20 protein-coding genes are annotated in these 17252 nt (G+C 66.4%); 10 read left to right on the top strand and 10 right to left on the bottom strand.

Annotated elements, in window-relative coordinates:
- Positions 1-5: 5 nt before the first annotated feature.
- Positions 6-212 carry a DUF6494 family protein gene (locus OP497_RS13255; protein ID WP_280549143.1) on the bottom strand — a complete coding sequence of 69 codons (207 nt, stop codon included), beginning with the start codon at positions 210-212 and terminating at the stop codon, positions 6-8.
- Between the two features lie 128 nt (positions 213-340).
- A complete protein-coding gene (locus OP497_RS13250; protein WP_280549141.1) occupies positions 341-619 on the bottom strand; it encodes a peptidylprolyl isomerase in 279 nt (92 codons plus the stop codon).
- A 395-nt stretch (positions 620-1014) separates the two neighbouring features.
- Between OP497_RS13250 and OP497_RS13245 the strand changes: the two genes are divergently transcribed.
- The 5 genes from OP497_RS13245 to OP497_RS13225 all read left to right on the top strand — a co-directional run bounded on the left by OP497_RS13245 (position 1015) and on the right by OP497_RS13225 (position 7382).
- Positions 1015-2487 carry an N-6 DNA methylase gene (locus tag OP497_RS13245; RefSeq protein ID WP_280549139.1) on the top strand — a complete coding sequence of 491 codons (1473 nt, stop codon included), beginning with the start codon at positions 1015-1017 and terminating at the stop codon, positions 2485-2487.
- Complete coding sequence (locus OP497_RS13240; RefSeq protein WP_280549137.1) at positions 2484-3683, top strand: restriction endonuclease subunit S; 1200 nt, start codon at positions 2484-2486, stop codon at positions 3681-3683. Before OP497_RS13245 ends, OP497_RS13240 begins: the two co-directional genes overlap by 4 nt.
- Positions 3680-3862: a hypothetical protein gene (locus tag OP497_RS13235; RefSeq protein WP_280549135.1), complete on the top strand. Its 183-nt coding sequence runs from the start codon at positions 3680-3682 to the stop codon at positions 3860-3862. Before OP497_RS13240 ends, OP497_RS13235 begins: the two co-directional genes overlap by 4 nt.
- Positions 3859-4848, top strand: coding sequence for a RhuM family protein (gene rhuM / locus OP497_RS13230; RefSeq protein WP_280549133.1), 990 nt, complete (start codon positions 3859-3861; stop codon positions 4846-4848). The genes OP497_RS13235 and rhuM overlap by 4 nt, the downstream gene beginning before the upstream one ends.
- A gap of 119 nt (positions 4849-4967) precedes the next feature.
- Positions 4968-7382, top strand: coding sequence for a DEAD/DEAH box helicase family protein (locus OP497_RS13225; RefSeq protein ID WP_280549132.1), 2415 nt, complete (start codon positions 4968-4970; stop codon positions 7380-7382).
- Positions 7383-7614: 232 nt separating this feature from the next.
- On the opposite strand, the gene OP497_RS13220 is transcribed toward OP497_RS13225, so the two are convergent.
- The 3 genes from OP497_RS13220 to OP497_RS13210 form a co-directional block, all read right to left on the bottom strand.
- Positions 7615-7839 (bottom strand): Txe/YoeB family addiction module toxin, encoded by a 225-nt coding sequence (locus OP497_RS13220; RefSeq protein ID WP_280549210.1) that lies wholly within the window; start codon positions 7837-7839, stop codon positions 7615-7617.
- A 28-nt stretch (positions 7840-7867) separates the two neighbouring features.
- Positions 7868-8140, bottom strand: a complete 273-nt coding sequence (locus OP497_RS13215; RefSeq protein WP_280549131.1) for a type II toxin-antitoxin system Phd/YefM family antitoxin — start codon at positions 8138-8140, stop codon at positions 7868-7870.
- A 139-nt stretch (positions 8141-8279) separates the two neighbouring features.
- Positions 8280-8603 (bottom strand): hypothetical protein, encoded by a 324-nt coding sequence (locus tag OP497_RS13210; RefSeq protein WP_280549130.1) that lies wholly within the window; start codon positions 8601-8603, stop codon positions 8280-8282.
- Between the two features lie 39 nt (positions 8604-8642).
- Here OP497_RS13210 and OP497_RS13205 point away from each other — a divergent pair, with 39 nt between their 5' ends.
- Positions 8643-9089: a pirin-like C-terminal cupin domain-containing protein gene (locus tag OP497_RS13205; protein ID WP_280549128.1), complete on the top strand. Its 447-nt coding sequence runs from the start codon at positions 8643-8645 to the stop codon at positions 9087-9089.
- An 18-nt stretch (positions 9090-9107) separates the two neighbouring features.
- Here OP497_RS13205 and OP497_RS13200 read toward each other — a convergent pair whose 3' ends face one another.
- Positions 9108-9773, bottom strand: coding sequence for a glutathione S-transferase family protein (locus OP497_RS13200; RefSeq protein ID WP_280549126.1), 666 nt, complete (start codon positions 9771-9773; stop codon positions 9108-9110).
- Positions 9774-9910: 137 nt separating this feature from the next.
- Here OP497_RS13200 and OP497_RS13195 point away from each other — a divergent pair, with 137 nt between their 5' ends.
- Positions 9911-10192 carry a DUF503 domain-containing protein gene (locus OP497_RS13195; RefSeq protein WP_280549124.1) on the top strand — a complete coding sequence of 94 codons (282 nt, stop codon included), beginning with the start codon at positions 9911-9913 and terminating at the stop codon, positions 10190-10192.
- Between the two features lie 26 nt (positions 10193-10218).
- Here OP497_RS13195 and OP497_RS13190 read toward each other — a convergent pair whose 3' ends face one another.
- Entirely contained in the window at positions 10219-10566 is a 348-nt protein-coding gene (locus tag OP497_RS13190; protein WP_280549122.1) for a putative quinol monooxygenase, read from the bottom strand.
- Between the two features lie 167 nt (positions 10567-10733).
- On the opposite strand from OP497_RS13190, the gene OP497_RS13185 reads away from it, so the two are divergent.
- Positions 10734-11204, top strand: a complete 471-nt coding sequence (locus OP497_RS13185) for a GFA family protein (RefSeq protein WP_280549120.1) — start codon at positions 10734-10736, stop codon at positions 11202-11204.
- Positions 11205-11319: 115 nt separating this feature from the next.
- Positions 11320-12288 (top strand): DUF523 and DUF1722 domain-containing protein, encoded by a 969-nt coding sequence (locus OP497_RS13180; protein WP_280549118.1) that lies wholly within the window; start codon positions 11320-11322, stop codon positions 12286-12288.
- 239 nt (positions 12289-12527) lie between these two features.
- Here OP497_RS13180 and OP497_RS13175 read toward each other — a convergent pair whose 3' ends face one another.
- Complete coding sequence (locus OP497_RS13175; protein ID WP_280549116.1) at positions 12528-12749, bottom strand: hypothetical protein; 222 nt, start codon at positions 12747-12749, stop codon at positions 12528-12530.
- Between the two features lie 306 nt (positions 12750-13055).
- Here OP497_RS13175 and OP497_RS13170 point away from each other — a divergent pair, with 306 nt between their 5' ends.
- Entirely contained in the window at positions 13056-14270 is a 1215-nt protein-coding gene (locus tag OP497_RS13170; protein WP_280549114.1) for a methyltransferase, read from the top strand.
- Between the two features lie 36 nt (positions 14271-14306).
- Here the strand turns inward: OP497_RS13170 and OP497_RS13165 are convergent, their stop codons facing one another.
- On the bottom strand, positions 14307-15431 hold the full coding sequence (locus tag OP497_RS13165; RefSeq protein ID WP_280549112.1) for an extracellular solute-binding protein: 1125 nt from the start codon (positions 15429-15431) through the stop codon (positions 14307-14309).
- Positions 15418-17181, bottom strand: coding sequence for a chloride channel protein (locus OP497_RS13160; RefSeq protein WP_280549208.1), 1764 nt, complete (start codon positions 17179-17181; stop codon positions 15418-15420). The genes OP497_RS13165 and OP497_RS13160 overlap by 14 nt, the downstream gene beginning before the upstream one ends.
- Positions 17182-17252 lie beyond the last annotated feature (71 nt).

The following is a 17252-nucleotide window of genomic DNA, read 5'->3' as shown; positions in this document are numbered from 1 at the left end:
GCGCGTCACTCAAGGGTGATATCTCCGTCGAAGTCGAGCGCCAGGCTCAGGCCATCCACCTCCACGGTCACCCGTGCCGGCAGCGTCTCGTTGCCCTCGAGGTGCCCCTCGGCGAGCGAGCGCTGCACCGCCTTCTCGATCTCCTGCTGGGTGGTGACGCCCACCGTCTTCAGCAGCTTGCGGATACTCTGTTGAAAGGCCTTGTCGTTCATTCGCGGCTCCTCCTGTGGTGATCGCTGGTGTTCCCTATCCTAGCGCGACTGGCTGGATGATACAGGGGTTGTACAAGAAAAAGCCGTACATGGCGGCCATGCACGGCGTCGATCAAGGCGAGGCGGGGTCAGCTGCGCTCGGTGATCTCCAGCAGGTGGTAGCCGAACTGGGTCTTCACCGGGCCATGCACCTTGCCCACGTCACCCTCGAACACCACCTTGTCGAACTCCGGCACCATCTGGCCCGGGCCGAAGGTGCCGAGCTCGCCGCCCTGCTTCCCGGACGGGCAGGAGGAGTGCTCGCGTGCGACCTCGGCGAAGTCGCGACCGCCCTCGATCTCGGCCTTGAGTTCGTTACACTTCGCTTCGCTGTCCACCAGGATATGACGTGCGCTTGCCTGGGCCATCTTGTTCTCCTCGAAGGTCGGCAGGGATGCCGGTTGATGTGCCTCCGAGCATATCATGCCACTTTCCGGTTTTGGTGGGAGCCCCCACGCATGGCACCCAACCGGTCTTCGTGGGAGCGCTGCTTGCAGCGCGAATCTCCCCCGCCGCCGTGCTCAACTACGGCACCCGGCAGGTCTTCGTGGGAGCGAAGCTTGCTTCGCGAATCTCCCCCCGCCGCCGTGCTCAACTACGGCACCCGACCGGTCTTCGTGGGAGCGAAGCTTGCTTCGCGATTTGAGCCTTAGTGGTAGTTAAGCTTGCTTCGCGAATCTCTGCGCCACCGGCAATTGGCGCCTCCCGGTGCCGCGGCGTAGCATTGAGCCCAAGATTCTCATCGCAAGGACCCGCGACCCCCATGTTCGAGCAGACCTTCAAGAACATCGACGATGTGCTGTGGAAAGAGGCCGGTTGCGCCACCGAGCTGGACTACACCGAACAGACCTCCTGGCTGCTGTTCCTCAAGTACCTGGATGACTTGGAGCAGCGCCGTGCCGTCAACGCCACCCTGGCCGGCAAGACCTTCGACTTCATCATCGCCACGCCCTACCAATGGTCCACCTGGGCCGCACCCCGCGATCGCGACGGCAACCTCGACCGCAACCGCGCCCTGACCGGCGACGACCTGCTCGACTTCATCAATCGCGAGCTCTTCCCCTACCTGCAGGGCTTCCGCGAGCGCGCCAGCGGGCCGGACACCATCGAGTACAAGATCGGCGAGATCTTCGGCGAGGTGCGCAACAAGTTCCAGAGCGGCTACAGCCTGCGCGACGCCCTGGAGCTGGTGGACAGCCTGCAATTCCGCTCCCAGGCCGAGAAGCACGAGCTCTCGCACCTGTATGAAGCCAAGATCAAGAACATGGGCAACGCCGGGCGCAACGGCGGCGAGTACTACACGCCGCGCCCGCTGATCCGCGCCATGATCCGGGTGATCGATCCAAAGATCGGCGAGCGGATCTATGACGGCGCCGCCGGCTCGGCGGGCTTCCTCTGCGAGGCCCACGACTACCTGCGCTACGGCATCAATAGCGACGAGCCGCGCCGGCTCACCACCGAGCAGCTCGACACCCTGCAGAACCGCACCTTCGCCGGCAAGGAGAAGAAGAGCCTGCCGTACGTCATCGGCATCATGAACATGATCCTGCATGGCATCGAGGCGCCCAACCTGGTGCACACCAACACCCTGACCGAGAACCTCGCCGACCTGCAGGAGAAGGACCGCTTCGACGTGATCCTCGCCAACCCGCCCTTCGGCGGCAAGGAGCGCAAGGAGGTCCAGCAGAACTTCCCGATCAAGACCGGCGAGACCGCCTTCCTCTTCCTGCAGCACTTCATCAAGCGCCTGAAGGCCGGCGGCCGCGCCGCGGTGGTGATCAAGAACACCTTCCTGTCGAACGCCGACAACGCCTCCAGGGCGCTGCGCCAGGAACTGCTGGAGAGCTGCAACCTGCACACCGTGCTCGACTGCCCCGGCGGCACCTTCCTCGGCGCCGGCGTGAAGACGGTGGTGCTGTTCTTCGAGAAGGGCGCCCCCACCCGCGATATCTGGTACTACCAGCTCGACCCCGGCCGTAGCCTGGGCAAGACCAATCCGCTCAACGACGATGACCTGGCCGAGTTCGTCGCGCTCCAGGCCAGCTTTGCCGACTCCGACCATTCCTGGAAGGTCAGCGTCGATGACCTGGATCGCGAGACCTTCGACCTCTCGGTGAAGAACCCCAATCGGGCCGAGGAAGCCCCGCTGCGCGACCCCGAGGTGATCATCAACGAGATCGAGACGCTGGACCGCGAGGCCGAGGAGATCCTGGAAGGGATTCGGGGGATGTTATGAGTCACTGGAAGACATTAAAGCTGCCCGAGTGCCTTGATAAGGCGCCAAAAATCAATAAAATACCCAAGAAGAAGTTTCTTCAGGCTGGCAAGCATCCCATTGTCTCTCAAGAGAAAAGGCTGGTAAATGGGTATTGGGATGACCCGAGTGACGTTGTGCGTGTCGATAGGCCTCTTGTTGTTTTTGGTGACCATACGACAGTTTTAAAACTTGTTGATTTTGATTTTGTCGTGGGTGCCGATGGTGTAAAAGTTCTCAGGCCTAAGCCATTTATTGATGCTAGTTATCTATACTACTATTTGTTGGGTAAGCCGCTGAGCGGCTTAGGGTATGCTCGTCATTATCGGCTTTTAAAAGAGCTGGATATTGATTTTCCTTCTGTTGGGGAGCAAAAACGCATCGTTGCCATCCTTGACGAGGCTTTCGAGGGTATCGATACGGTCGTTGCCAATACCGAAAAGAACCTTGCCAATGCACGTGAGCTATTCGAAGCCTCGGTGGTGCACCGTATATTTTGTGACCCTGATACCAAGGGATGGGGAAGGTATACAGTTGAAGAGCTTGCTTTTCCTAAGAAGGGAGCTATTAGAACGGGGCCTTTCGGTAGTCAGTTGCTGCATAGCGAATTTGTGGATGAAGGCATCGCCGTGCTCGGTATCGACAATGCCGTCAATAATGAATTCGCATGGGGGAAAAGTCGTTTCATTACTGATGAAAAGTATGAGTCTCTGAAGCGCTACACTGTCAAGCCGGGCGATGTAATTATCACTATAATGGGGACATGTGGTCGCTGTGCGATCGTTCCGAATGACATCCCTACGGCAATCAATACGAAGCATCTTTGCTGCATTACACTCGACCAGGATCGCTGCCTTCCAGAGTTTCTGCATGGCTATTTCCTCTATCACCCGGTGGCGCGTGAATACCTTGAAAAGCATGCCAAGGGCTCGATCATGGCCGGCCTCAATATGGGCATCATCAAGTCCTTGCCTGTCAGGCTGCCTGACCTGAGTGAACAGTCCCGCATTGCGGAAGAGATAGACAACCTTCGAAATGAAGCGCTGCGCTTAGAAGCGATTTACCAGCAGAAACTCACCGCCCTCTCCGAGCTAAAGCAGTCCCTGCTTCACAAGGCTTTCTCCGGCGAGCTGACGGCCAGCAAGGCTGAGGCGGCGGTGGAGGAGGCGACGGCATGAGCGACAACAATCAGGTGCCTATCGTCATGTACCAGGAGGCCGACCAGGATGTAGGCCTGATAAGCCGAAGGCGCATCAGGCGTTGCGGTTCCGCCATCCCACGCCCGGTGCTCTGGCGCTTACCGGGCCTACTGACGGCGAGGCAAGCCGAGATGTCGGTGGAGGAGGCGACGGCATGAGTACCGAGAGCCAGGCAGAACTTGTCATCTACCAGCACGGTGATCATTCCGTCGAGGTGCGGCTGGATACCACACAGGAGACAGTTTGGCTGCGTCAGGAGCAGATGAGCGAGCTATTCGGCCGCGAGCGCTCGGTAATCACCAAGCACCTGCGCAACATCTTCCGTGAGGGTGAGCTGGACGAGAAAAGCAATGTGCAAAATTTGCACGTTGCTGGCTCTGACAAGCCTGTGAAATTCTACAACCTGGATGTCGTCATCTCCGTTGGCTATCGGGTCAACTCCCGGCGCGCCGTGCAGTTCCGCCAGTGGGCTACCCGGGTGCTGCGCGGGCACCTGACGCAGGGCTGGACGCTGAATCGCCAGCGCTTCGAGGAGAACGCCCGCGAGCTGGAGGCCGCCATGGCCCTGGTGCGCAAGACCGCCGGCAGCCCGGCGCTGGATGCGTCGAGCGGACGGGGCCTGGTGGATATCGTCACCCGCTATGCCCAGACCTTTCTGCTGCTGCAGCGCTACGACGAGGGCCTGCTCACCGAGCCCCGCGCCGAGGCCGGCGGGCGGCTGCCGACGCTGAAGGAAGCCCGCACGGCGCTGGCTTCTCTGAAGGCCGAGTTGATCGCCAAGGGGGAGGCCACCGAGCTGTTCGCCCGGGAGCGCGGCGACGGCCTCGATGCGCTGCTCGGCAACCTCGACCAGACGGTCTTCGGCGAGCCGGCCTATCCCTCGGTGGAGGCCAAGGCCGCGCACCTGCTCTATTTCGTGGTCAAGAACCACCCCTTCGCCGATGGCAACAAGCGCAGCGCGGCCTATCTGTTCGTCGATTTTCTCTACCGAAACGACCGCCTGATCGACGACAAGGGAGAGGCGATCATCAACGATGTGGGCCTCGCCGCCCTGACGCTGCTGATCGCCGAGTCGGACCCGGCCAACAAGGAGACCATGGTCCGGCTGATCATGAACATGCTGGCGAGCCCGGGAGACGCCTGACGGACCGGCGCGCTCTGGAAAACCGAAACTGGCTTTGCCCGGTAGAAACCCATATGTTGTGAAGTGTTGCCGAGCCTGAAGGCTCCTGATCGTGCACCGTCCGGACAAGGATTGACCCGATGAACGAAGCCGATACCCGCGCCGAGTTGATCGACCCCGCCCTCAAGCAAGCCGGCTGGGGTTTGGTCGCGGGCAGCCGGGTTCGTCGCGAGGTCATCACCCTGGGGCGGCTGCAGGGCGCCGGGCAGCGCACCCGCGGCGACATCGCCGACTACGTGCTCTTCTACCAGGGCCAGAAGCTGGCGGTGATCGAGGCCAAGAAGCGCGACCTGCCCGTCACCGAGGGCCTGGCCCAGGCCAAGCGCTACGCCGAGCGGCTGCAGGCGCGTTTCGCTTATGCCACCAACGGCCTCGGGCTCTACCGGGTCGATATGCACACCGGCGAGGAAGGCCCGGTGTCCGGCTATCCCACGCCAGAGGCGCTGTGGGCCGAGACCTTCCCCGAGCCCAACGCCTGGCGCGAGCGCTTCGGCGAGGTGGCCTTCCACGACAACGGCGGCCAGTGGCAGGCGCGCTACTACCAGCACAACGCCATCAACCAGGCGCTGGAGGCCATCGCCGCCGGTCGCCAGCGCGTGCTGCTGACACTCGCCACCGGCACCGGCAAGACCGCCATCGCCTTCCAGCTCGCCTGGAAGCTGTTCCACAGCCGCTGGAACCTGGCCGCCTGGCAGGGTGACGAGGCGACCCGGCGCCGGCCGCGCATCCTTTTCCTGGCCGACCGCAATATCCTCGCCGACCAGGCCTACAACAGTTTCTCCGCCTTCCCCGAGGATGCCCTGGTGCGCATCGCCCCCGATGCGATCCGCAAGCAGGGGCGGGTACCCAAGAACGGTAATCTCTTCTTCACCATCTTCCAGACCTTCATGAGCGGCCGCGACGCGCAGGGCAATCCGGCCCCCAGCTTCGGCGACTACCCGCCGGACTTCTTCGACCTGATCATCATCGACGAATGCCACCGCGGCGGTGCCAATGACGAGAGCAGCTGGCGCGCTATCCTCGAATACTTCGCCCCGGCGGTGCAGCTGGGCCTGACCGCCACCCCCAAGCGCACCACCAACACCGACACCTACGCCTACTTCGGCGAGCCGGCCTACGTCTACTCGCTGAAGGAGGGCATCAACGACGGCTTCCTGACGCCCTTCAAGGTCCGCCAGATCGCCACCACCCTGGACGACTACGTCTACACCCCGGATGACGAGGTGATCCAGGGCGAGGTAGAGCAGGGCAGGCGCTACGAAGAGCCCGACTTCAACCAGATCATCACGATCAAGGAGCGTGAACAGTACCGGGTGCAGGTGTTCATGGAGATGATCGACCCACAGGAAAAGACCCTGGTGTTCTGCGCCAACCAGGCCCACGCCCTGGCGGTACGCGACCTGATCAACCAGGCCAAGAGACACCCCGACCCCAACTACTGCGTGCGGGTGACGGCCGATGACGGAGCGGAGGGCGAGCGCTTCCTGCGTCGCTTCCAGGACAACGAGAAGACCCTTCCTACCATCCTGACCACCTCGCAGAAGCTCTCCACCGGCGTGGACGCGCGCAACATCCGCAATATCGTGCTGATGCGCCCGGTGAACTCCATGATCGAGTTCAAGCAGATCATCGGCCGCGGCACGCGCCTGTTCGACGGCAAGGATCACTTCACCATCCTCGACTTCGTCCGCGCCTACGAGCACTTCAACGACCCCGAGTGGGACGGCGAGCCCATGGCGCCCGAACCCTGTGGCCGCTGCGGCGAGACGCCCTGCACCTGCCTGGTCAGCCCGCCCGAGCCCTGCGAGCATTGCGGCAACCGCCCCTGCACCTGTGAGAAGGCACCGCCGGAGCCCTGCCCGGCGTGCGGCGAGGCACCCTGCCAGTGCGGTGGCGAGGGCGGCAGGCCCGTGGTGGAGATCGAACTGGCCCCGGGCAAGTACCGCCAACTGCAATATATGAGCGCGACCAGCTTCTGGAGCCCGGATGGCACGCCGATCAGTGCAGCCGACTTCATCCGTCGGCTGTACGGCGACCTGCCGGCCCTCTTCCAGGACGAGGAGACGCTGCGCGAGCTCTGGAGCCGGCCGGATACCCGCCAGGGGCTTCTGGATAGCCTGGACGAGAAGGGCTACGGCCCCGAGCAGCTGAAGGAGATCGGCCGCCTGGTCGACGCCGAGAACAGCGACCTCTTCGATGTGCTGGCCTACATCGCCTTCGCGCTGCCGCCGCTCAGCCGCGAGGAGCGGGTGGCCTCCCACCGCGAACGGCTGTTCTCCGACTATGACTACCGCCAGCGCGAGTTCCTCGGCTTCGTGCTGGGCCACTACATCCAGGACGGCGTCGGCGAACTCGCCCAGGACAAGCTGCCCCGGCTGATCGAACTCAAGTACCAGACCCCGACGGACGCCATCGCCGAGCTCGGCAGCGTCGAGAATATCCGCGAGGTCTTTATCGGCTTTCAGGCGAGGCTGTATGAGCCATCACAGGCTTGAGCGAGCGTTCAAACCACTCCACTCACCCTGGTTCACAATTCCCCGCCGAGACATACCATCGGGTTCATGATGTCACGCTTCCTACACCCGACGGCACCACCCAGGTGAATCATCAGGGACGCTACATCTAAATATTGAGTGGCAATGAGCTGTTAACAAGCGGCTTCTGGCGGACAGGCAAAAGCCCCGGCCAAAAAGCGGCCTCCACGTTTGCCTGCCGCAGAGCCGGGCATTAGGGCTGATCGTAGTGCCCACCGATAGCGAAGATGTAGATGGAATTCTCGTCGAAACGATATATCAAGCGGTCTTTCTGTGAAATTCGTCTGGACCACAGGCCAGAGAGGTTGTGTTTGAGCGGCTCGGGCTTTCCCAAGCCTGACGAAGGATCTGCAGACCGGAGCATTTCCTTGAGCAATCTGCATAATGCTTTGTGCAGTCGCTCGTCCTTCTCGCGCATTGTTTCATACGCTTCCCAGGTATTACCCTCAAATACCAGTGATCTCATTCAACTGCTCATCGGTCGGTTTATAGCCTTGGCCGCGGGTGTGGGTCTCAAGAGAGTTGGCAATTTGTTGCATGAGATTCTTGCTTTGGAGCACGTGAAGGGTTTCTTGCTCCCGCTCCCAGTCATCGGCGCTCATCACAACAAACGCTTCACCTGCCCGCCGGGTCACCTTGAGCGGTTCGTGCCTGCTAACCACTTGTTCTATGACACTTTTCAGATTATCCCTAAACTTGTTTACGCTGATTGAGTCCATACGGCCACCTTTGTGTACGGAAATACCGTACGACTATACACCGAAAGCCCTAACTAGGCCACGCAGCGCGACCCATATTTCGTTGCGCCGTCGGCTCCACTAAAATCATCACCGCATCGCCCAGTAGCGTGCCCCTGGGTCAGCCTCCGGCGCCAAGGGTCAGCCGCAGGGCCTGCAGGCTGTCGAGCTCGAGGCGGTACTCCTCGGAGAAGGCCGGATGGCCGATCACGCGGATATCGAGGCTCGCCTCGGCGCCGCCGTAGGTGACCTCGGCGGTGACGTGGGTATCGGTGACCAGCGGCGCCATGGGATCGAAATCGACCCGCTTCACCTCCACCGCGGTGAGGCCAAGGCCGTCGAGGTGATCCTTCACGGCGCGCTTGATGCTGACGTCGTAGTATAAGTAGACCCCGCCATAGGCCAGGCCGGCCAGCAGGGTGAGATAGAGAATGAAGCGGACCATGGCTGTCTCCAGGGTGACATTGCCGGTAGGGGTTCTTTGGTGTCCGCGTTTATACCACAGCCGTGGGGTTATCGGGGCCGCCAGGCCCCCACGCTGACCTTCTCGCCGCTGGTGGGCCTGGACCTCGCCGCCGAGGCGGCGGCCTCACTGCGATTGGAGCTGCGCCACGCGTTCGAGTACGCCGTGCTGCCGCTGGAAGGGGAGGTGACGCTGGACGGCGAGGCGTTTGCCGTCGATGAACTGGCCTATCTGGGCCGTGGACGCGAGACGCTGGAGCTGACGCTGCCGGCGGGCGCCAGGGCGCTGCTGCTGGGGGGCGAACCCCTTGGCGAGGAGGTGGTGATCTGGTGGAACTTCGTCGGTCACAGCAAGGCCGAGATCGCCGAGGCCCAGCGTGAGTGGGAGGCCGGCGGCGAGCGCTTCGGCAGCGTTCCCGAATATGAGGGCGAACGGCTGATGCCACCGCCGATTCCCTGGAAGGTCTAGCCTGCCGGCTGCCAGAGGTCAGCGGAGTACCATGGCCTCCGCCGGCGAGACGCCCTGGGCCACGGCGGCGGCATGCTGGGCCTCCAGGGCGCGCTGGAAGCCCTCGCGGGCCTGCAGGCGTGCCCAGTAGTCGCGCACGTTCGGCTTGAAGCGTTCGTCCAGCCCCAGGTGGCTGGCCAGCAGCAGCGCGTAGCCCACCGAGACGTCGGCCGCGGTAAAGCGCTCGGCGCAGAGCCAACGCCGGGTCTCCAGCCGTGGCTCCAGGGTCCGCAGCCGGGAGAGGAACCAGCGGCTGTAGTCCTCCACCACCTGGGGCTGGCGGCGCTCCGGGGGTTCGAACTGGCCGTAGCGCAGCACCAGGGTTTGCGGGAAGGTCAGGGTCGCCTCACCGAAGTGCAGGAAGTTGAGGTAGTCGCCATAGGCGGCATCCTGGCTGGCCACGTCCAGGCCGGCCTCGGGATGGCGAGCGGCGAGGTGCTGGCAGATGGCCGCTGACTCGGTCATGCCCACCTCGCCGTCGAAAAAGGCGGGCACTGTGCCCAGCGGGTTGATCGCCAGGAAGGCCTCGTCGTGCACCCGCGGCGGGAAGTCGTGCAGGATCAGCTGATAGGGCAAGCCCAGTTCCTCGAGCATCCAGAGGGGGCGGAAGGAGCGGGCGCTGACGCAATGGTGGAGCTGAATCATGGGGTCTCCTGAGCTGATCTTGATCTCCGTCGGGGCAGACGATGGGCAAAGGCTACTATGCTGCCTTCCACCTGGGTAGGCGCCCGGCGCGCCAGGCGCCACTCCGGGAGATGCCCTGCAGGCCAGAGGAGTCCGCCATGCATATCGCCGTCCTCACCCTCATGATCGCCCTGCCGGGCTGTCGCTCGCTGAAGGAGAAGCGCCAGCGCATGGGCGGCCTGCACGAGCGCTTCGGGCGACACCCGTCGATCGCGGTCTGCGAGAGCGGCGACCTTGACCGCCACGATGCCAGCGAGTGGACCTTCGTGGTGGTGGGCACCTCCTCGCGGGACGTGACGTCGCTGTGCAGCGAGATCGAGGACAAGCTGCAGCGCACGGTCGACGGCCGGGTGCTGGAGGCCACCCGCGAGTTCCTGTGAGCCCGACCGCATGGGCCTCAAGGCGGTCAGAGCCTCGGGGCGTCGAAGTCGGCCGGCTCGTCGGTATAAACGCAGACGTTGGCGTCCTCGATGTCGCCGTCCGGGTCCTCGAGGTGGGTCGCGAAGAACGCCTGGATCTCCCGGCGCTGGCAGTGCGCCTCGAAGGCCTCGCGGTTGGCCCAGACCTCGTGGAAGACGATGGGATAGCTCTCGCCCCGGGCGAAGGGGTTGTCGATCTGGCGGGTGACGGTGTAGCGCAGGCAGGCGTCCTCGCGATGGGCATTCGGCTCCAGGGCCTGGAGCGCCTGGAAGACGGCCGCTTCCTTACCGGGCTTGGGCTTGAAGCTCGCGATGCAGTAGATCTTCTGTGACATGGTGACTCCAGGGGGATGAATGCCGCGCCGACGATAGCAACTTGCCTGCCTCCCCACCAGCGAGAGGTCGCGCTCTTGCCAGCGGGTCCCTGGTGTCGGACATTTCTCCCTGGCGTCCCGTGAAGAACGGGGCGAGACCCTCACCAACGACCCGGAGGAGTGATCCCATGCTGCTCGAAGGTTCCTGTCACTGCGGCGCGGTGCGCTTCCGCGTTGAATCTCCCCACCCCTATCCCTACCAGCGCTGTTACTGCTCGATCTGCCGCAAGACTGCCGGTGGTGGCGGCTATGCCATCAACCTGGGCGCCCGTGCCGGCACCCTCGAGGTCGAGGGTGCCGAGCACACCCGGGTCTACCATGCGGTGATCGACGGCGAGGAGAGCGCGGGCGAGCGGCACTTCTGCGGCCGCTGTGGCAGCGCGCTGTGGGTCTTCGACCCGAACTGGCCCGAGCTGGTCCATCCCTTCGCCTCGGCGATCGACAGCGAGCTGCCGGTCCCGCCCGAGCGGGTCCACCTGCTGCTCGACAGCAAGGCCTCCTGGGTGGAGGTCGAGGCCCGCGACAACGACCGCTGCTTCGCCGGCTACCCCGAGGAGAGCCTCGCCGAGTGGCATCGGCGCCTGGGCCTGGAACGCTAGCGACTGGCAGCGCGGTATGGCTATGCCACAATGGCGCTGCCCGATGGCCGGGCCGGGGTGGTGCCCGGCAAGCGAGGCACGATGAGCGATGCACGGCGAGAGGAGGTGCGCGGCGATGGCGGAACCGGCGGCAAGCAGGGACGGGATCCCGGTGGGCATCAGCGCCTGCCTGATGGGCGAGCAGGTGCGCTACAACGGCGGACACAAGCGTTCCCGCTACTGCCTGGAGGTCCTGCAGGATCGCTTCGTCTTCGAGCCCTTCTGCCCCGAGCTCGAGGCCGGCCTCGGCGTGCCCCGTGACCCCATCCGCCTGGTCGGGCTGCAGGGCGAGGCGCCCCGCGTGCAGGGGACCAAGGATCCGAGCCTCGACGTCACCGAGCGGCTGGCCGAGGTCAGCGAGGACTTTGCCGCCCGCCACCGTCACCTGCGGGGCTTCATCCTGATGAAGGGCTCGCCGAGCTGCGGGCTTTCGCGGGTCAAGGTCTACCACCCCAACGGCATGCCCAGCCACGCCGACTCGGGCGCCTTCGTGCGCGCCCTGCGTCGCCACTTCCCGGAGCTGCCGCTGGAGGAGGAGGCGCGCATGAACGATCCGGTGCTGCGCGAGAACTTCATCACCCGGGTCTACGCCTTCGACGACTGGAAGCGCCGGGTGGAGGCCGCCCCCAGCTATCATGCCCTGCTGCAGTTCCACAGCCGCCAGAAGTACCTGCTGATGGCCCATCACGTGGAGGCCTATCGCGAACTGGGGCGTTACCTGGCCGAGTCGAGCAAGCTGCCGCTGGAGGAGGCCCTGGCCCACTACCTGCAGCGCTTCATGGCCGCACTGGGCCGTCCGGCGACCCGCAAGACCCACGCCAATGCGCTGATGCACGTGCTGGGCTACCTCCGTGAGGCGGTGGACGGCGAGACCCGCCAGGACCTGCTGGTGGCCATCGAGGACTATCGCCTGGGGCACGTGCACCTGGTGGTGCCGATCCGTCTGCTCAACCACTACGTGAAGCGCCACGGCTCGGACTATATCCGCGAGCAGACCTACCTGAACCCCCACCCCTACGAGCTGGGGCTGCGCAATGCCATCTAACGAGGCGAAGCTTGCTCCGGCAATGGGCACACAGCCTACCTGTGGGAGCGACACTCGTGTCGCGATGGGAGGCCGCAGGCCTCCCCGGCCATAGGCACCAAGCGCCGGGGCGCCTGTCGGCGCCATCGCGCAGCAAGCCGGAACGCCGGACCCTGCGCTCCTACAGGGGCGTTGTCACCACTGTGGCTGGCTACCGGGTGCGTTCAGTTCGACGAGCCCTCAAGGCTGCTTCTTATCGCTCAGGGCTGTCGCTCGTCGCGGGTCGAGCGCAGCAGTACGCGGTCCAGCACCCGGGTGCCGAGCAGGCGCCTGAGGGTGCCGAACAGGTGGGTCGGCACGGTCACGTAGTAGCGCGCCCTGGGGCGCGGGCTCTCCAGGGCATGCATCAGCTTGTCGACCACCGCCTCGGGCCCGAGGGTAAAGCGCCCGCCGCCGTCGTCGCCGGCCAGCCGTGCCTCCACGGCGCGATAGGTGTCGGCATGGGCGCTGTGGGCGGTATCGATATGTGCCTTGAAGGCGCGATAGGCATTCTCGCGGAAGCGGCTGCTGATGGGGCCCGGCTCGATCAGGCTGACGTGGATGCTCCAGGCGCAGGGTGTCGGTCAGCCCTCCAGGGCGAACTTGGAGCAGACGTAGGCGCCGCGGTAGGGCAGGGCGGCCAGGTCCGCCTCGCGCCGGGCAGTGGCGAAGACCCGCCAACCGCGCCCGGTCATGCAAGCCGGCCGCGGAGCCCCTACAATGCGGCCCTGTTCCGAGATTGACACGCCATGTCCGAGACTTCTTCCCATGCCTCCCATGCCGACCGCTTCGCACGGCTGACCGCGCTGCTGGCCGAGTGGCAGCCGCTGTGGCGGCCCCTGCCGTTCCAGCATCGCCGGCTCCCTTGGGCCGAGGCGCATCCCGAGCTTGCCGACGGGCTGCGCTCACTCGATGACGCCGAGTGCGCGCAGCTGCAGGCCGACCCTTTCACCGATTCCCCTCTGGCCGAGCGTCTGCCGGTGGCGGAACTCGCGGCCCTGGTCGAGCTCCCCGAGCTGCCTGCCGAGGGGCCGGGCCTGCCGGCGCAGTGGGCCGAGCACATGGGCGGGCGCAAGTGGCAGCAGGTCGCGGCCTTCGTGCCCCGCATGGCCGCGCTGCCGGGGGCCGTGCTGCTGGAGTGGTGCGCGGGCAAGGGCCACCTGGCCCGGACGTTGGCCCGCCGCCTCGATCGTGAGGTCACCGGCCTTGAGTGGCAGGCCGCGCTGTGCCGGGACGGCCAGGCGCTGGCCGAGCGGCAGGGGGCCCGGGTGCAGCTGGCGCAGCAGGACGTGCTGGCCCCCGATGCCGCCCGTTGGCTCACGGCGGACACCCAGGTGGCGGCCCTGCATGCCTGCGGCGACCTGCACGGCCGGCTGATCGAGCTGGCCGCCGAGCAGGGCAGCGCCGTGACCCTGGCGCCTTGCTGCTATCACCGCACCGCCCGGGTGCACTATCGCCCCTTCTCACGGCGGGGGCGCGAGCTGGCCGCCGCCCACGGCCTGTCGCTCACTCGGGAGGACCTGGCCATGGCGGTGCAGGAGACCGTGACCGCCCCGCGCCACGTGCGCCGCCATCGCCAGCGGGCCAATGCCTGGCGGCTGGGCTTCGATGCCCTGCAGCGCCAGGTGCGGGGCCGGGATGCCTACCTGCCGGTACCGAGCCTCGCCTATGGCCGGATGCCCGAGAGCTTCGCCGGGTTCTGCCGCTGGGCGGCCGAGTGCAAGGGGCTGGTTCTGCCGGCGGGCATCGACTGGCACGCCTTCGAGCAGCAAGGTCAGCGACGCCAGGCCGAGGTCACTCGCCTGGAGCTGGTCCGCCACCTCTTCCGCCGCCCGCTGGAGGTGTGGCTGGTGCTGGACCGCCAGCGGCGGCTCGAGGAGGCAGGCTTCCGGGTGGAGCTCGGCACCTTCTGTGCCCGCGAGCTGACCCCGCGCAACCTGCTGCTTCGAGCCTCTCGGGGCTAACTCAGGGGGTGGAGTCACTGGGGCAGGCAGTGCGCGTTACTCCGCCTTCCGCGCCTCAAGCCAGGCCTGGAAGTAGTCGCGCATGCGCCCCAGGGTGCGGGCGTACCAGGCCTCGTCCTTGGCCAGGGCGTTATCGGCGTTCAGCGGATGGGTGGGAGTGTGCAGGCGCATGTCCACGCCGCTGTCGGGATGGGTGGTGACGCGTACCGCCGCCGAGCGACGGGCCGGGCCGTAGGGGATGTGCCGCGACAGGTCGGCGAGGCGCTCGGTGGTGGTGGCGAAGCGCAGGAAGTCGCGGGCCGTCTCTGGGTGCGAGGCGCCGCGGGGGATCGCCCAGGTCTCGTGCTCCTGGACCTGGCCGTCCCAGAGGATCTCGATGGGCACCCCGCGGTTGACCATGGCATCGAAGAAGCGGCCGTTGTAGCCCGAGGCCATCACCACCTCGCCCTCGGCCAGCAGCCGCGGCGGGGTGTCGCCGGCCTCCCACCAGCGGATTTCCTCCAGCTCGTCGAGGCGCGCCAGCGCCAGGTCCAGGCCGCGCCGGGTGCTCAGCAGGCCGTAGAGCTCCTCGTGGGGCACGCGATAGGAGAGCAGCGCCCATTCCAGATTGACCGCCGGGGTGCGTTGCAGCGCCCGGGGCCCGGGGAAACGCCGCTGGTCGAAGAGGTCCGCGATGCTGTCGGGGCGCTTGCCGGGGAAGGCATCGCGGCGGTAGGCGACCACGGTGGCGAAGATGCTGTGGGTGATGGCGCAGCGCCCGAAAGAGTCCGGCAGGAAGTCCTCTTCCGGCGGCGTGCCGTCCGGGGCCGGTGCCAGCAGCGCGGGGGAGAGCGGTTCCAGCAGCCCCTCCGCGCAGGCGGCCATGGCCTCGCTGCGGGTCATGTCGATCAGGTCCCACGGGACCTCGCCCTCGGCCACGGCGCGGCGCAGGCCATCGAGCCCCCCATCGTACTGCGCAACCTCGATGGGCGTGCCGGTGGCGGCGGTATAGGGGGAGAAGAGGGCGGCCTGCTGGGCGCGCTCGTAGGCCCCGCCCCAGCTCAGCACGCTGAGGGCGTCATCGTCCGCCTGCCCGGCCCCGGCGGCGAACAGCGCCAGCCCCAGTAGCGCCAACCTCGGTGCGCTCGCCGGCCAACGGCTGCTGTCGTCACCCCGTGCCATGTTCCTCCCGTCTCAGTTCGTCGCTGTGCGCCAGGTAGGCGCGGGTGATGCTCGACTCGAAGACCACGCCCCGGAAGGCGTCGTCCGCGGCGGGATCGACCACCGGCAGGGCCTCACCGGTGACGTCCTGCAGCTCGGCCATGGCATCCCACAGCGAGGTGTCCGGCTGCAGTACCGGTCGCGCCAGGGTTGCCACCTCGCCGACCCGCACCGGCCCCGTCGCGGCCTCCCGCGCGGCCTCCAGATCGGCCAGGCCCACGCAGCCCCGGTAGCGTCCCCGGCCATCGACCAGGTAGCCTTCGCCGTGCCGGGCTCGGCACAGGGCGGTCACCGCCTCGGCCACTGGGGTCTGCGGGTGCAAGGTCACGCAGTCGTCGGTCAGGTGCTCGGCCACCGGGGTGGAGCGCAGCACGGCACGCCCGCGCCCGGCGGAGAGGTCCAGGCCGCGGCGCTCGAGCTGGATGTCGAACAGCGAGCGGCCGAACAGCTGGGCGGCGATGGGGCTGGCCAGGGTCACGCTAGCCAGGGCAGCGGTGGTCAGCGCATAGCTGCCGGTCAGCTCGAAGACGATCAGCAGGCTGGTCAGGGGGGCGCCGATCACCGGCGAGGTCACCGCCACCATGCCGCACACGGCATAGAAGACGAAGGTCTCCTGGGGGGCACCGCTGAGCTGGCCGACCAGGCTCCCGCAGAGGGCGCCGAACAGCATGCCGATGACCAGCGCCGGGCTGAACACCCCGCCGCTGAAGCCCATGCCCAGGCAGAGCCCCGTGGCGGCGATCTTGAGCACCAGCACCAGCAGCAGCTCGGCGCTGCCGAAGGCGCCGGCGATGGTGGCGAAGCGCAGCGTCTCCTGGCCCATGCCGAGGATGTCGGGGACCCAGAGGGCGGTGAGGCCCAGCAGGGCGCCGGCCAGGGCCGGGCGCAGCGGCGCGGCCAGTGGCAGCCGCTCGGCGCCCCGGGTGACGGCCAGGATGACGTGCATGTAGGCCCCGGCGACCAGGGCCCCCAGCCCGCCGATGGCCAGGAAGGCCACGAACTCCCACGGGCGGGGCACGGCGGTGTCGGCAACGTGGAAGAGGGCGCCCTGTTCGAGCACATTGGTGGCGATCACGTAGCCGACCAGGGCGGCCGCGGCCACCGGGGCGAAGGCGCGCAGGGCGTAGTGGCGCAGCACCACCTCGTGGGCGAAGACGATGCCCGCCAGGGGGGCGTTGAAGGCGGTGGCGATGGCCGCGGCCACCCCGCAGGCGATGGTGATGTTGTCGTCCGAGCGCCCCAGGCGCAGCAGCCGGGCGCCCAGTGAGCCCAGGGTGGCGCCCAGGTGCACCAGGGGGCCGTACTGGCCCACCGATGCCCCGGTGCCCAGCGAGACCAGGGCACTCAGCGCCGAGATGCCCCCCGCCCGGGCCGGCAGCCGGCCGCGACGGGTCTGCACCGCGGCGATCACGTCGGCCGGGGCATGGGGGCGCCGTTCGGGGATCGCGCGATGCAACAGGCCGACCACCAGGCCGCCCAACGCCGGCACCGCGACCGTGGCGGCCAGCAGCAGGCCGGGGTGGTCGAATATCATGCGGCTGCGCGGCGAGATCAGCAGCAGGTCATTGAGGGCCAGCACAGCGCTGACGAAGGCCGCGGCGAGGAGGGCGGAAACGGCGCCGACGATGGCGCCCAGCAGCACCAGGCCCAGGAAGCGGATAACGGCCAGCGGACCACGGCGAGAAACAGGGCGTACCGGAAGGGTGTCCATCCCCAAGGTGTAGGCGGCCCCTCGGCACAGGGCAAGTGCCGCCCGCCGCCCGCCGCCCGTCGCCGCCTCGG

Source organism: Halomonas sp. 11-S5, from assembly GCF_029889825.1.
Classification (GTDB): domain Bacteria; phylum Pseudomonadota; class Gammaproteobacteria; order Pseudomonadales; family Halomonadaceae; genus Halomonas.
The sequence above is the reverse complement of the archived record's forward strand: the minus strand, read 5'-3'. Positions and strand labels throughout refer to the sequence as shown.